The sequence below is a fragment of the Ulvibacterium marinum genome (assembly GCF_003626755.1).
In the GTDB taxonomy this organism is placed as follows: Bacteria; Bacteroidota; Bacteroidia; order Flavobacteriales; family Flavobacteriaceae; genus Ulvibacterium; species Ulvibacterium marinum.
Genome location: NZ_RBCJ01000001.1, coordinates 1308088 through 1322780 on the forward strand (window position 1 = coordinate 1308088; position 14693 = coordinate 1322780).

Annotated in this window: 13 protein-coding genes and 1 pseudogene; 8 read left to right on the plus strand and 6 right to left on the minus strand. The window is 41.7% G+C overall.

The features are described 5' to 3' along the window. Position 1 precedes the first annotated feature (1 nt). Both D7Z94_RS05580 and D7Z94_RS05585 read right to left on the minus strand, forming a co-directional pair. Positions 2 to 1585 carry a 4Fe-4S binding protein gene (locus D7Z94_RS05580; protein ID WP_120710506.1) on the minus strand — a complete coding sequence of 528 codons (1584 nt, stop codon included), beginning with the start codon at positions 1583 to 1585 and terminating at the stop codon, positions 2 to 4. A gap of 74 nt (positions 1586 to 1659) precedes the next feature. Next, positions 1660 to 3006: an NAD(P)/FAD-dependent oxidoreductase gene (locus D7Z94_RS05585; RefSeq protein ID WP_120710507.1), complete on the minus strand. Its 1347-nt coding sequence runs from the start codon at positions 3004 to 3006 to the stop codon at positions 1660 to 1662. Between the two features lie 237 nt (positions 3007 to 3243). Here D7Z94_RS05585 and D7Z94_RS05590 point away from each other — a divergent pair, with 237 nt between their 5' ends. The 7 genes from D7Z94_RS05590 to eno all read left to right on the plus strand — a co-directional run bounded on the left by D7Z94_RS05590 (position 3244) and on the right by eno (position 10596). Next, entirely contained in the window at positions 3244 to 3963 is a 720-nt protein-coding gene (locus tag D7Z94_RS05590; RefSeq protein ID WP_120710508.1) for a DUF547 domain-containing protein, read from the plus strand. An 84-nt stretch (positions 3964 to 4047) separates the two neighbouring features. Further along, positions 4048 to 4920, plus strand: coding sequence for a hypothetical protein (locus D7Z94_RS05595; protein ID WP_120710509.1), 873 nt, complete (start codon positions 4048 to 4050; stop codon positions 4918 to 4920). Between the two features lie 49 nt (positions 4921 to 4969). Continuing rightward, on the plus strand, positions 4970 to 5971 hold the full coding sequence (locus D7Z94_RS05600; protein WP_120710510.1) for a glycoside hydrolase family 113: 1002 nt from the start codon (positions 4970 to 4972) through the stop codon (positions 5969 to 5971). A 2-nt stretch (positions 5972 to 5973) separates the two neighbouring features. Next, entirely contained in the window at positions 5974 to 6705 is a 732-nt protein-coding gene (locus tag D7Z94_RS05605) for a hypothetical protein (RefSeq protein ID WP_245967143.1), read from the plus strand. A gap of 12 nt (positions 6706 to 6717) precedes the next feature. Next, entirely contained in the window at positions 6718 to 7980 is a 1263-nt protein-coding gene (locus D7Z94_RS05610; RefSeq protein WP_120710511.1) for a POTRA domain-containing protein, read from the plus strand. Between the two features lie 217 nt (positions 7981 to 8197). Then, positions 8198 to 9202: a phosphotransferase family protein gene (locus D7Z94_RS05615; protein WP_120710512.1), complete on the plus strand. Its 1005-nt coding sequence runs from the start codon at positions 8198 to 8200 to the stop codon at positions 9200 to 9202. Between the two features lie 119 nt (positions 9203 to 9321). After that, positions 9322 to 10596, plus strand: coding sequence for a phosphopyruvate hydratase (gene eno / locus D7Z94_RS05620; protein WP_170158835.1), 1275 nt, complete (start codon positions 9322 to 9324; stop codon positions 10594 to 10596). Positions 10597 to 10729: 133 nt separating this feature from the next. On the opposite strand, the gene D7Z94_RS05625 is transcribed toward eno, so the two are convergent. From D7Z94_RS05625 to gap, 4 genes and pseudogenes are all read right to left on the minus strand, one after another. After that, positions 10730 to 10990, minus strand: a complete 261-nt coding sequence (locus tag D7Z94_RS05625; RefSeq protein ID WP_120710513.1) for a glutaredoxin family protein — start codon at positions 10988 to 10990, stop codon at positions 10730 to 10732. Further along, positions 10983 to 11663, minus strand: a complete 681-nt coding sequence (locus D7Z94_RS25910; protein ID WP_245967144.1) for a cation:proton antiporter — start codon at positions 11661 to 11663, stop codon at positions 10983 to 10985. The genes D7Z94_RS05625 and D7Z94_RS25910 overlap by 8 nt, the downstream gene beginning before the upstream one ends. Before the next feature lie 55 nt (positions 11664 to 11718). Continuing rightward, positions 11719 to 12171 (minus strand): annotated as a pseudogene (locus D7Z94_RS26175) (cation:proton antiporter domain-containing protein); the annotation flags it as partial. 140 nt (positions 12172 to 12311) lie between these two features. Continuing rightward, positions 12312 to 13304, minus strand: a complete 993-nt coding sequence (gene gap / locus D7Z94_RS05640; RefSeq protein ID WP_120710516.1) for a type I glyceraldehyde-3-phosphate dehydrogenase — start codon at positions 13302 to 13304, stop codon at positions 12312 to 12314. A 361-nt stretch (positions 13305 to 13665) separates the two neighbouring features. Between gap and D7Z94_RS05645 the strand changes: the two genes are divergently transcribed. Beyond that, complete coding sequence (locus tag D7Z94_RS05645) at positions 13666 to 14670, plus strand: N-acetylmuramoyl-L-alanine amidase family protein (RefSeq protein WP_394347414.1); 1005 nt, start codon at positions 13666 to 13668, stop codon at positions 14668 to 14670. The last annotated feature ends 23 nt before the right edge of the window (positions 14671 to 14693 follow it).

Here is a 14693-nt window from a genome sequence, read left to right on the forward strand (position 1 = left end):
TTTACTTTTGATTTACCAAATTCATTAAATCCACATTGTTGCCCAGCAAAACCTCGGTGGGGTTGATACGGCCCTTCTGTGGTCCGTTTTCTAACTTTAACACACCCCTTGGACATACGGCGGAGCAAATACCACAACCTACACAACTGGAGCGTACAATGTTCTCTCCTTTTTGGGCATAGGCCCGTACGTCTATCCCCATTTCGCAATACGTGGAGCAATTGCCACAGGAAATGCATTGTCCCCCATTGGTGGTTATCCGAAACCTAGAGAACAACCTTTGCTGAAAACCTAAAATTGCCGCCATGGGGCAGCCGAAACGGCACCAGACCCGATTTCCAAAAATGGGATAAAACCCAGTTCCAATAACCCCGGAAAAGATACTTCCAATCAAAAAACCATAGGTTTTACGAAGTGTTTCGGACTTGAAAAGAAAAATATTTCCGTCACCACTAAAAAAATGAAGTCCGATCAATGCCATAATAATAACAAAATAACCAATGGCCCCGTATTTGGCATCTTTTTGTAACTGTTCCCGTTTATAGAGCATCACCCAAACGAATACCGTGGTCAATATCAATGCCACACCGCTTAGGAAAACACTTTTGGTCAGCCAATATTTACTGGTATCGTTCCCTAGATAGGAGTAGATTACAGCAGTGGTCATTAGGGTTACAAAAACCACAACGCTATGTACCACCCAACGCTCAACCTTCCAGGCCATCTTGGATTTATCGCTCAAGTGCCGAAAAGAGTCTCCGGCAGTCTCCGCCAACGCCCCACAACCACATACCCAGGAGCAATACCAACGTTTTCCATACTTAAAGGTCAAAATGGGGGAAATCAAAAAAATTGAAAGTATTCCAAAAATAAGCATGGCCATGCCAATATCTCCTGAATCTATAAAACCATTTATACGGTAACGCTCAAAATTATAGTAATTAAGCGGCCACATATTCTTTAAATCATAGTACGGAATCTTCCCATTAAGCCTTGCCATAATCTCCGGAATAAGAAAGGCAAAAGCGGTCTGAAAGAACATAACACTTACGGTTCTAATTTTTTCATAACGGTTATGGCGGTATTTCCAGATGAACTTAATACCGAACGCCAAAATGGCCACCGTATAAAGCGTACCATAAACGAACCATTGGCTTGCAGGGTTGCCACTTAACAGTCTGCTTAAAGGATCAAATAAGGCAATAACCCCTGTGTTCTCCCCATCTTTTACCAGCCCCAGATATTGGGGATAAAAATATAGAGCTATGTAAAAGCCCGTTAGGGCGATTCCTGCCATCCAGCCCCAAAGTCCCCTGCTGGAAACCGATTTAAACCATACCCCATCATTTTTAATACCTTTAAGCTTACTGGCATAGGCCGCTTGGGAAAACCAAAACACCCCGATAAAGATTGCGGACAGGGAGACGGTCAACCAAAGCCCTTTGTTAGGAAAATTTATATTGAACAAGGCAAGGGTAAGGATACCCAATCCGGACATCCCTAAAAGGGTAGCTAATTTTTGGCCTGTATTGAGTGCCTTTGGCGGTTGTCCCGTAAGGGCCATGCTTTTATCGTAATTGCTCATATGTTGTTACTAGTTTATGGCTATCGGTTTTTTGGAAACCATGGTTTCACACGCCAATCGTTCCCTCAAAATGTTCAACCTATTGCAAATATTCGTTTTAAACTTTTCTTTTTTGATGCTATTGATTTTCCAAAATCCGAGTTGAATTTGGACGTAATTTCTTGTTCATAATTGGCATAAAATTCCGGATCGAAGTTGGCATCGGCAAGATGTTTCATCACATATTCCACGCTACGTTTTTCGGTAAGCCATCTATCAAAAATCTCATGTCGCATGCGTATACCAAAGGTATTGATGCCCAAAAACAGTCCGGTTTCCTTATCGAAGGCTACGGTGATGCATATCAATTCCTTGGAATGCCGCCAATGAAAATGTTGTTCGTTTTCTTTCATGCCCCGTTCACTAAATACCCAGCCATAGGTCTGGTATTCAATGTCCAGGAATTTGGCAGAGTTGAACCAATGTCCAGGATTGTACTTCATTTTGTTGCCACAAATGGTCTGGGCCACCGTTTCACCCATCATACGACCTGTATACCAGACGGCTTCTATGGGTCTTCGATTTCCAATGGCCTCGTGTTGTTCCGCACAATCACCAATGGCGTAGATATCCGAAACATTGGTCTCCAAATAACGGTTGACCTTTACTCCTCTTCCCAATTCAATTCCGGAATCCTTCAAAAAATCGATATTGGGCGATACCCCTGCAGTAAGCCCTACCATATTGCATTCGATGGTGTCCCCCCTATCCGTAGTAACGGCTCTGACATGCCCATTTTCGTCTGCAAGTATTTCTACGAGATTTGTCTCCAAACGCAGATCTATATGATGTTCTGCTATATGTTCATTGAGCATTTGAGACTCTCCTTTAGGGAGTACCCCGTTCCAAAAGCTGGTCTCCCTCACCAAAAAAGTAACAGGAATATCCCGTGAGCGGAGCATTTCTGCCAACTCTATTCCTATAAGGCCACCACCAACAATTACCGCATATTTGCAAATATTTTTGTTCGGAGCGCTCTCTTCCAATGCGTCCAAGTCTTGTTTGGAATACAGTCCCTGGACACCTTTTAAGTCCTGTCCCGGCCAGCCAAATTTATTGGGCTTGGATCCCGTAGCGATGATAAGTTTGTCATAAGCAATTTTCTCCCCATTTTTTAAAATCAAATTCTTGCCGGCATGCTCTACTTTTTCCACATAGCCTTTGACAAGATGTATCCGATTCTTTTTCCAAAACCAATTCTCGTAGGGTTGGGTATGCTCAAACTTCATATGGCCCATATATACATACATAAGGGCGGTACGGGAAAAGAAATAGTCTGTCTCCGTTGAAACTATGGTGATTTTCTTATCGGAGTTTTTTCGGATATGCCTTGCAGCCGTAACACCGGAGATTCCGTTGCCAATAATTACAATATGCTCCATAGGATTGTATTGGATTTGCGAGTTAGGTCGTTTCTAAAAATAAGAACTTAATCTATTGTATTAATTTAGAAAGAGTTTAAATACGTGTCCGTTTCGTAAGGATAGGATTACTATTTCGAACTCGCAAGCCTTTGTTAGTCAAATCCTTAAATAAATCATAAAATTTGAGGTTCCTTGTAGGGATGTTAAAAACGCACCGACCTAAGCGCCAACAGTAAATTGTATAATAGAAACAACATGAAACCATATATCTTACTAATAACTACTTTTTTCTTGTCCGTCAACTTTGGATATGGACAGGACACCAAAGCTTTTTTTTCCGAGGCCGATGTATTCTTCAAAGAATATGTACAGAATGGAAGGGTAGATTATAAAAAGCTTAAAAAAGACCCTTCACAACTTGATACACTAATAAAAATGGCTGAAGGAATATCTATTTCCAAGGATCAGTCCGATATTTATCAATCCTTTTGGATCAATGGTTATAATTTACATGTCATTAAAGGTATTGTTGAAAATTACCCACTTAAATCGCCTTTGGATATTCCAGGATTTTTTGATAAGACCGAACGCAACATAGGAGGTAAGAACATTACCTTGAATAATATAGAGAACAAGCTGTTACGGGGTAACTTTCCATCGGAGCCTCGTTTTCACTTTGTCTTGGTATGTGCGGGTCTGGGGTGTCCTCCTATCATAGCCGAGGCGTATTTACCATCCAAATTGGATTCCCAATTGGAACAACAGACCAAGAAAGCCTTGAACGACCCCAACTTTATCAGAATAAACAAGAATAAGGTAAAAGTTTCCCAAATTTTCGAGTGGTATAAGGGAGACTTCACCCAAAATGGACAAAAGCTTTTGGATTTCATCGATATCTATCGGATGGAAAAGCTGCCGGAGAAGGCAAAAATATCCTACTATCCCTATGATTGGACATTGAACGAAATTCAATAAATAATATCCATCAATTTATATATGTAAACAAGCGGACAAAGATTCGCCCAGAAATAACTATTCCATAAATTAAAAACAATCGTTATGAAATCAATTAAAAAATACGTTGCCCTATTGGCATTTACCACTATCTCTTTGGCGACTTTTGCCCAAGATGATTCGCCACAACAGAGCAATATTCAACAATATACCCCTTCAAAATTGATTGGGAAGGGTCAGTGGGACCTTAAGTGGTTCAACAATCTCTATACAGAAACAGAGGATACTTTTACAGGGGACATCCCTAGAAATACCTTCTTTACCTCTACCTTGGAAGTATACACTGGTGTAGGACAGAATAAAAGATGGAATGTTGGGGCCATATTTGAATTCCGTTCCAATGTCGTTGGAGGCCGGGGTGCTTTGGAAGTCTTTCAATTTGATGGAGAGGAAGGCTCGGCACGTTCCGGGTTTACCTCCATTGCTCCTTCAGTAAAATTTGTGCCCATAGCCTCGGTCAGTAATTTCAGTATCCAAAGCTCCTTTTTTATTCCTTTAGTGGATAATGAGGTAGAAAATGGGGTGTTCTTGGACCAAAATGGGTTTATATGGCAAAACCGCTTGTTTTATGATTATACCTTTCCAGGAAACAAATGGCAGATTTTTTCCGAGATCAATTCCGAGCTCAACTTTGGTGATGCCGATAAAAGTTTTGCCAATAACAGCCTAAGGCTTACCCCCGGTGTTTTTCTAAGCTATTTTCCAAGCAGTAAATTTACGGTCCTTGTTTTGGCCCAGCACTCGCAGTTGTTGGATTTGGGGAGTGATTTTTCGCAAGACTTTACGGCCTTGGGAGGAGGGGCAAAATATCAACTTACAGATGCGCTTAACGTGGAACTTCTGTACACCAACTTTGTACGAGGAAGCGATACGGGCCTAGGGGAGACCTTTAACATAGGATTACGGGCCATTTTTTAAACACATTGCGGTAAATACCGTATTTTAGAAGTCTTAACGCCATCTTTTGATGAAAAAATTTGGGCTTCTTCTTTTATGTTTTCTCCAATTTTCCTGTTCAAGTCAGATTAAGGAAAAAATAAATGGGGTAAGTTTTGTAGCTTCCCGGGAGGAAGTGGCCCAGGAACATGTGGAGGAAGTACTGAAGGTTCATGCCAATCATGCCGCTGTAATGCCCTTTGCATTTACAAGGGACATACATTCTCCAGAGGTGATTTTTGATACGGATAGGCAATGGTTCGGGGAAACCAAATTAGGCGCCAAACAATATATTGGGTTATTGAAAAAGAATGGGATAAAAATAATGCTCAAGCCTCAAATTTGGATTTGGCGTGGAGAATATACAGGTACCCTAAAAATGAAATCGGAGGAGGATTGGAAGGCGTTGGAAGCATCCTATAGGAAATTTATCCTTAGCTATGCCAAGTTGGCCGAGGAGACCAGAGTATCTATTTTCTGTATTGGGACAGAGTTGGAGCAATTTGTAAAAAACAGGCCTGATTATTGGAAAAGGCTGATCGGTGAAATTAGAAAGGAATATTCCGGTAAACTCACCTATGCAGCAAATTGGGACGAGTACCCAAGAGTTACTTTTTGGGAGCAGTTGGATTATATAGGCATCGATGCCTATTTTCCACTTTCAGAAGAAGAATCCCCTACCATTGAACAGTTAAAACAGGGATGGCAAAGGTGGAAAACGGCTATCTCAGAACTAGCGGATCAAAAACAAAGACCTATTTTGTTTACGGAATATGGATATCGTAGTATGGATTATACGGCCAAAAAACCCTGGTTGGTGGATCATAATGAGGAAAAGGTCAATTTGGAGGCACAGGTAAATGCTACCAAGGCCATTTTTGAAGAGTTTTGGGACGAGGATTGGTTTGCCGGTGGCTATGTATGGAAATGGTTCATTCGGCACAATGAAGTAGGTGGAGGGAAGGACAACCGCTTTACACCACAGAACAAGCCTGCTCAGGAAATCATCAGTGCCCATTATAAAATGTATTAATCTTGAAATCGTTCCCCATTCTACTTGTATTGATATTATACAGTTGTTCCGTTGATCAGGAGATACTCAATGGAACCCTAAAGGCCGCTGTAGAAGACCGGGAAATTGTTTTAGACAATGTCATAGCCTGTGCCGCCAGTAGCCAGGATGGGAACCTTACCCATGTATTTCTATATCCCAGACCTGGCGCCACGGATATCCGCTATTTTGAAACTTCCTCCTTGGAGGCCGATAAAAATAATTTTGCTGAATATGAAGAGGTGGAGGCAAGTCCAAAGGATGTGTTCAATGGGTATTTAAAACGAATAGATGCTGAGGTCCCAGAAGGTAAATGGGTCATTGTTTCTTTCGAAGAAAAAGGAAAGATGCATCTGTGCAATCCCATCAGAATAAAAAAAGATTCCAAACCTACAGAGTATTTGCCGGAAAATGTACAAATAGAGGATTTGGGTGCGGTGACACCACGTTTTTTATGGACTGATGGTAGCTATGATGATACAATTATTTATTTTCAAGTAGTTTCTACCGAGAATAATGACCTCTTGTCCGGCACCTATACCCAAGAAAAAATATTTCGCTATTACAATACGGAAAATGTAACTTTGAACATCACACGAAGTGACCCTCCTGACTTGATTATCGGAAACTCCTATGGATTTACCTTAATGGGGGTCAGCGAGGACAACTGGGTGAACCTTTTTTCCGAACGGTCTTTTGCCTTACAGGAAAACTAAAAGCGACCTTTTATGAGACTACTCGGTGCGATCTGCTTTTTTCTTCTTGGACTACATGCTTTCTCGCAGACCACCATAGTAAAAATAGAAATTCAAGGGACCAAAAAAACGAAGCCCGCTTTTCTCAAAAAATTGCTCCAGGTACAGGAGGGGCAAGAATTGGATTCCATAGCCATCGAAAAGGACATACAGCGCTTAAAAAGGTTACCGTCCATTTCCCATGCCGATTTTGAAGTAAGAATGGTTAGGGATGACCAGTGCGACCTACGTTTTAACATTGAAGAAAATTTTACCCTTATACCTTTCGCCAACTTTTATAGTACGGTAAACGACGAGTTGGCTTTTCGGCTGGGACTACAGGAGTTCAATCTTTTGGGGCGTAATGTAACTTTTGGGGTTTTTTACCAAAGGGATGTCTTTAATTCCTACGGAGTAAACCTAAGGGCACCGAATCTGTTCGGCAGACGTACGGGGATTTCCCTTACCTATCAGGATTTTACCACACGAGAGCCGGTCTTTTTGTCCGAGGGCACTGCGGATTACCGTTACAACAATCGAGCTTTTGAGGCATTGCTCCTGCATGAGTTTAATTTTAAGAACCGTATTGAAATCGGAATGAATTTCTTTACGGAAGATTATAGCTATATCACGGGGGCCACATCGTCCACTGTGCCACAAGAACTGGTTGTTGATAAGTACTTATACAAGCTTATTTACAATTTTGATGCGCTGCGATACCATTATCAATACATATCCGGATTTCGCAGTATACTCAATTTTCAATACGTTCGAAGTCAGGACCAACGCCTACCTGGATTTTGGATCGGCTTCAATGACTTCATGTTTTTTAAGCGTGTGGGAAAAAAAGGGAATTGGGCCAGCAGGTTGCGTTTGGGAATTTCCGATAACGTTGAAACTCCCTTTGCGCCTTTTGCTTTGGACAATAACCTGAATATTCGAGGTGTAGGAATCCTGATCGATCGTGGAACAGGAGCGATTGTATTGAATACGGAATTTAGGCACACTCTAGTGGAAAAGGATTGGTTTGTACTGCAAAGCAATGTTTTTGTGGATAGTGGTTCCTGGCGTTTACCGGGAGGTAGTCTTTCCGATTTCACTGATTACGACAATGTTCGGGTCTATCCCGGAATAGGCCTTCGGTTTATTCATAAACGTATTTTCAATGCTATTTTTCGAATTGATTATGGGTTTGGACTTATTACCAATGACCCCTCCAGTGGAGGTATTGTATTTGGTATTGGGCAGTATTTTTAGAATACGAGTTGGTATTCTTGGAAGTAAATTTGACTGAATTGTCCTCATAGAATAAAATATGTTATTCTGAGATTTTAACCATTGATTCAATTCTATTCATTGAAGATTTTCTTCATGTCTTGCGGGCAATTGACTTAGGATATTTAAAACTTCCATTGGCTCCCTTATTTTTTCCTTATCTTAAAGAATTGATTACTCTTGAAGACAAAACCATGGTATGAATCCTGAGTTTTTGGAACTGCTTATCTCCGATGGTCTGCCCATAACAAATACTTCCAGATTTGAACTTCTAACCGGAGGTGTTTCCAGCGAAATCTATAGGATAGATATAGAGGGAAAAACCTTTGTAGTCAAAAGGGCCTTGAAGAAATTAAAGGTTAAATCGGATTGGTTTGCGGACGTGTCCCGAAATGATTTCGAGATCAAATATTTGAAATATGTCGCTCAATTTTTACCGAACGCGGTCCCAAAACTACTGGGTAAAGGACAAGGCTATTTCGTTATGGAATTCCTTGATCAAGGTTTCTCTAATTGGAAAACCTTACTAATGTCAGGGAATTTCCGAGAGACCCATGCTCAGGAGGCCGGGAGACTATTGGGAAGAATCCATCAATATTCCTATTTCAACAAGGCTGTTGCAAAGCAGTTCAATTCCCTTCAAAATTTCGTCCAGTTGCGTATTTCACCTTACCTGCTATATTGTGCTGAAAGCCATCCTTTGGTCGCCGAAGAAATCCTAAAGGAAGCGGAACGTTTAAAAAATACGCATGAATGTCTTGTCCATGGGGATTATAGTCCAAAAAACATTTTGATTTCAAAGAAGCGAATGGTCATTGTGGATTGTGAAGTAGCCTTTTATGGCGACGCAGCTTTTGACATTGCATTTTTGTCTTCACATCTTTTGCTCAAAGGGCTGTATCATGCGCCCCATGATACAAATCTTGAACATCTTGTTAAGGCTTTTCTCTTGGCCTACGAAAAGGAAAGGGGTGGCATCCAGGATTTTCGGGAGCTACAAAAGCGCACAGCAATATTGTTGCCCATGCTTCTTTTGGCCAGGATTGACGGTAAATCCCCAGTGGAGTACCTTAACCCGAATAAACAAGCCTTGGCTCGGGAGTTTGCCCTAAAGCAGATAGCGGGAAAGAATCCGGAGCTTCAAGCTATTATCCAGGCCTGGTTCAAAAACCTAAAAAATTCAACGAACCTGAACGGAAAATGATCGAAGTTCCGGACATCCATTTATATTTGTTTTCAAACATTGTCCCAAACATCAAAACGTAGAACGTATTGAAGTTAAAGTATATGGCCTGTGAGTAATAATCAAATAATATCAAGTAAATGACGATTAATGCCGTTGAGGCTTATGCCATTTTTGATTCCCGTGGCAATCCCACCGTTGAGGTCGAGGTGCGGCTAAACAATGGGTTAATTGGGAGGGGGGTGGCCCCGTCCGGCGCATCTACCGGACAGTTCGAAGCCCACGAGTTAAGGGATGATGATCCGTTACACTTTGATGGGAAATCCGTGAACAAAGCTATCGGTAACGTTAATGGGATTATTGCCCCTGCATTGATAGGAAAGGACCCGAGACATCAGAAAATGATAGATGAACTTATGATAACGTTGGACGGAACACCTAATAAGACCGTATTAGGGGCCAATGCCATACTTGCTGTTTCCACAGCTGTTGCAGCGGCTACGGCTAATGCACTAGGCCTTCCTCTATTCGCATATTTGGGAGAGGCACAAGGAAATCTACTTCCCTTTCCTGAAATCCAGATTATTGGCGGTGGGGCCCATGCCCAATGGCGAACCGATGTACAGGATTTTCTTTTAATCGCCAATGGTGCAAGCAGTTACGAAAAGACATTGGAAATAACCTCCAACGTTTTCAGGGCTACGGGTGAAATCCTAAAAGAGCAAAACCGGTATTTTGGCGTGGCGGACGAAGGCGGGTATTGGCCTGAATTTGAAAATCATGACCAAATCTTCGAAACTTTCATACAGGGTATCGAAAAAGCTGGATATAAACCTGGAACCGATGCCTCCATCGCTTTGGATATCGCGGCCAGTGACTTATATGATGAGAAAAGCAAGACCTACCAGTTTCGTTTAGAAAATAAAGTGTTTAATCAAGATGATTTTTTTGATTTGTTATGTAGTTGGTTGGAGAAATACCCCATTGTATCCTTAGAAGACCCCTTCGCGGATACTGATTTGGAAAATTGGAGAAAATTGACCAAAGATTATGGGGACACGATCCAAATTATTGGAGATGACCTTTTTACAACTAACCCTGATAGAATAAAACAGGGGGTTAAGCATAAATTAGCGAATGCCGTGTTGATTAAGCTTAATCAGATTGGAACGGTAACGGAGACCTTGGAAGCCATAAAAATTACCCAAAATGCCGGCTGGCGACCCGTAATTTCCGCGAGGAGCGGAGAGACCGAGGACAGCTTCATTAGTCATTTGGCAGTGGCTAGCAATGCCGGGCAATTGAAGGTAGGGTCCTTTACGCGAAGTGAACGTATGGTCAAATGGAATGAAGTATTGAGAATTAAACGTTCTTTGGACTCTAAAGCCCGATTCCAGAAGTGGCGTATCGTTTAAATGAGGCAACATCCTTGGACATCGGGATTTTTCCTAGTTTCCATTCCGTTTAACGAAGCTTTGGCTCTTTTTAAGTTAATCGAATTCTTTTAGATATAGTCACAAAAGCATCCATGCTCGGAACGAATTTGTCCTAGGAATCCAGTAATCCATGTGTTTCCAGAAACGTCTTGAGTTCACTTGTAGTAGGATTTTTAAGGAATTTCGCCCCATAGGTCACCGTTGGAAACTTTAATGCGCCGTCATATAAGGCACGGACGGTATCTTCGGCTTCGGCATTGGTCTCAACATTGAAGTCCTCAAATTCTACCCAAATGGATTGTAGATAATTTCTAAGATTGGCCGATTTCATACACCAATCGGCCCCATAAAGTTTTAGCTTTAGATCAGACATCGGACTCAGGTTTTAAAGGGTTCGGTAGTAATAGGGGAATCTTTTCCGCATTGGACACGATAAAAGGTGTAAAGGACATCAATAAGATGGAAACTGCCAGGAATATTTGGTAGTTGTTCTGGCTTATTAACTCGTACTCCAGACCACTCTGCGCCAGAACAAAGGAAAATTCACCGATTTGTGCGATGGAGAACCCTACGGCAACCGCAGTTTTCCATTCCAGTTTCATAACTTTTACCGCTAATATCCCGGCTATGGCCTTGACCAAGAGGGCAAAGAAAAACCAGAATACTATCCACAAGGTATCGGTTAGAAAAATCTGATAGTCCAATAACATCCCCATAGAAATAAAGAAAAAGCTCATAAACACATATCTAAAGGGTAAAAAACAGGAAATGGCCATTCGGTTATAGTCGGTTTCCGCTATAATGAGTCCTGCAATAAAAGCTCCCAAGGCCAGGGATAGCCCCAGCTCTTCCGTGAGCAAAGCAATTCCCGTCACAATAAACACGGTGGCGATTAAAAACACCTCTTGGCTTTGGATTTTCATTACCGTTTTTAAAAAGAAAGGAATGACGAATTGGGCCAGCACATAGGATATTCCTCCCATAAGGATCAACTTGCCGGATAGCCATAACAACTCTTCGCCTACATTTCCCCCGGCCCCGGCCAAAATTGGGGGTAAACAACATCAAGGGAACGATCATAATATCCTGAAATAGTAATATAGCCAGTATAAATTTCCCATGAGGAGTATTGATCTTGTTATTGTCCTGCAATACCTTCACCACAATTGCGGTACTGCTCAAAGCATACAAAAATCCCCAGAAAATACTTTCCTCCACAGAAGGTCGCATTAAGACCCAAATCAATATCGAGGTCAGGATTATGGTAAAAAATACCTGAGAAGCCCCACCGATGAGTACATAATTTTTAATCCGCTTTAGGTTGCTAAACGAAAATTCCAGACCCACGGTAAACAATAAAAGAATAATTCCGATTTCCGCATACACTTCAACCTCTTCCATGTCAGCGAAATAATGACTGGTATTGGGGCTCAAAAGTACACCTGTAATCAAATAACCTATGATATAGCGAACCTTAAGGAATTTACAAATAATGATTACCGCCGTGGCAACCCCAAAAATGGCACAGATATTAATAAGAATATGATGTTGCATATATAGCGATCAATTTGGTGTATTGCCTAGAACGAGAATAGTCTACGGTTCAAAAAAGGCATAAAACACAAATATAGGTGACCCTGTATTATATAGGCAACAAAAAAAGCCGGCCCGGGCCGGCTTTTTTGCATATTGCATCAATCTTTTAGTTCTAGAATTTGACGGATCATCTGATTGGTAAACCCCCACTCATTGTCATACCAGGTCATTACCTTTAGCAAGTCGCCATCAACAACACGGGTCATGCTTAAATCCACGGTAGAGGCATAGGGATTTTTAATGATGTCGGAAGATACTATGGGATCTGTGGTTGTATCCAAAACATGTGCATAACGTTCTGTTTTTGCCTCTTCTTCTAGAATTTGATTGACCTCTTCTACAGTAACCGGTCTTTCCGTTACGAAGACCATATCCGAAATGGAACCTACTGGAACGGGGACCCGAATGGCAACGCCGTCAAACTTTCCGACATATTCCGGCAATGCCTTAGTTGTGGCGATAGCAGCGCCTGTGGTTGTCGGAATCAAGTTTTGAGCACCCGCCCTTCCCATCCTAAAATTCTTTTTGGAGGGTGCATCCACAATTCCCTGGGATGCGGTATACGCATGCACCGTGGTCATAATTGCTTTTTTGATGCCTATCCTTCTGCCCAATACTTCAACGACCGGGCTTATATTGTTTGTTGTACAACTGGCACATGAAAATACGCTGGTACTTCCATCCTTGGAATTAACGCCATGAACAACCGTTGGGGTGTCGGTGCTTTTTGTCGGTGCGGATATGACTACCGTTTTGGCCCCGGCCTTGATATGCCTTTCGGCATCCTCCCCCGAGGTAAAAACTCCCGTACTTTCAATTACCAAATCTACTTTTTGCGCTGCCCAGGGCAGTTCTTCGGGAGTCCTGATGGACGTATACTGTATTTCTTGCCCATCAACTAGGAGTACATTGCCCACATGGGAAACGTCTTTTTCGTAAACTCCATAAACAGTATCGTATTTTAATAAATAGGCCGTGTTTTCTATGGGAACAATGTCATTTACCGCCACGACTTCAAGTCCTGGGGTTTCGTTGATAACCTTTAAGGCCGCTCTACCTATGCGCCCCATGCCATTAATTGCTATTCTCATTTTTAAATTCTTAAGATTAGTATGTTTTTTACAAAGGCTTAGTCAGATAATCAGCAGATAAATTACAAGGACGGGGTCTTGTTGCAAAGCCCGGAAGGCACGAAAATGTTTAAGGAATTTGATAAGGGTATTTTAAATACGAGAAGAATGATTTATAGACTTCCAAACTAAGATTTACAGTAGTGTTGTTAAATAAATCGTTGACAAATCTTTCTCCTCATGGCCTTATGGCATTTTCTGTTATTTAATTTTGCAAAGTGTCGGCCTTTTGGGCATTATTTTTGATTTTTTATTTCGAAAAAGTAGAATAGTGATAGTTTTCCTTACGAAACGATATGGTCTTCTTCCCTTGTTATTCATTTTGTGCAACGGGATTCATTGTGCCTATGGCCAAGATTCCCTACCTACCATTGTAGCCCAAAAGGGGGATGGGATTCTTTCCCTATTACGAAAACAAGGCGTGAATCCTCACGAAGCCTATGACGATTTTATCGCGTTGAACATGGATAACCTGCGGGATAGCGTTCATTTGTATGAAGGGAGAAGTTATAAAATTCCTCAACTACCTATGGATACGGTAGCGGTGGTGGACTCCATACAAAAGCAATCTACGAAAATTAAGGAAATCAAAGGGAAGGAGTATTCCATCTTTGGTAAGAAATATGCCCTGGTACTTCCCAAAAGTGAATGTTTAAAAGAAACGGTCTATTATTTGGTTTCCGGGCATGGGGGGCCAGATCCTGGGGCTATGGCTATGTACCGGGGAAAGTCGATTGCCGAGGATGAGTATGCCTATGATATTACGCTTCGGTTGGCAAGGGAATTGATAGCGCATGGGGCAAAGGTACACATCATAATACGCGATCCCGATGATGGCATTCGGGATGATCGTATTCTGGAAATCGATAGGGACGAGGTGAATTATCCCAAAGAGACCATTCCTTTGAACCAGGTGGCCCGATTGAAACAACGCGTAGAAGCTGTCAACCAACTGTATTTAAAAAACAAGGGAAAATACCAGCGTCTGATTGTAACCCATGTGGATAGCCGTAGTAAGGGACAGAACATCGATGTGTTTTTCTACCATCATGAGAAGAGTAAAAATGGAAAAAAACTTGCGGAGAGTATCCATAAAACATTTCAGGCAAAGTACAAGAAGTTCCAACCCAATCGTACCTATTCCGGTACTTTTGGAGACCGGACTTCGTTGTACATGGTAAAGAAAACGCATCCTGCCATGGCCTATATCGAAATCGGTAATATCCGTAACAAAAAGGACCAGCGCAGAATTTTGGATCCCGATAACAGGCAGGCGCTCGCCAAATGGATTTCCGAAGGGATATTGCTGGATTATGAGGGAGAGTGACCAAGGCCCTATTTGGCTATAAA

Excerpts from the sequence above, each read along its gene's own strand:
- D7Z94_RS05615 (WP_120710512.1), top strand. The coding sequence starts at position 8,198 with ATGAATCCTGAGTTTTTGGAACTGCTTATCTCCGATGGTCTGCCCATA.
- D7Z94_RS05590 (WP_120710508.1), top strand. The coding sequence starts at position 3,244 with ATGAAACCATATATCTTACTAATAACTACTTTTTTCTTGTCCGTCAAC.
- D7Z94_RS05610 (WP_120710511.1), top strand. The coding sequence starts at position 6,718 with ATGAGACTACTCGGTGCGATCTGCTTTTTTCTTCTTGGACTACATGCT.
- eno (WP_170158835.1), top strand. The coding sequence starts at position 9,322 with ATGACGATTAATGCCGTTGAGGCTTATGCCATTTTTGATTCCCGTGGC.
- D7Z94_RS05625 (WP_120710513.1), bottom strand. The coding sequence starts at position 10,990 with ATGTCTGATCTAAAGCTAAAACTTTATGGGGCCGATTGGTGTATGAAA.
- gap (WP_120710516.1), bottom strand. The coding sequence starts at position 13,304 with ATGAGAATAGCAATTAATGGCATGGGGCGCATAGGTAGAGCGGCCTTA.
- D7Z94_RS05595 (WP_120710509.1), top strand. The coding sequence starts at position 4,048 with ATGAAATCAATTAAAAAATACGTTGCCCTATTGGCATTTACCACTATC.
- D7Z94_RS05600 (WP_120710510.1), top strand. The coding sequence starts at position 4,970 with ATGAAAAAATTTGGGCTTCTTCTTTTATGTTTTCTCCAATTTTCCTGT.
- D7Z94_RS05580 (WP_120710506.1), bottom strand. The coding sequence starts at position 1,585 with ATGAGCAATTACGATAAAAGCATGGCCCTTACGGGACAACCGCCAAAG.
- D7Z94_RS05585 (WP_120710507.1), bottom strand. The coding sequence starts at position 3,006 with ATGGAGCATATTGTAATTATTGGCAACGGAATCTCCGGTGTTACGGCT.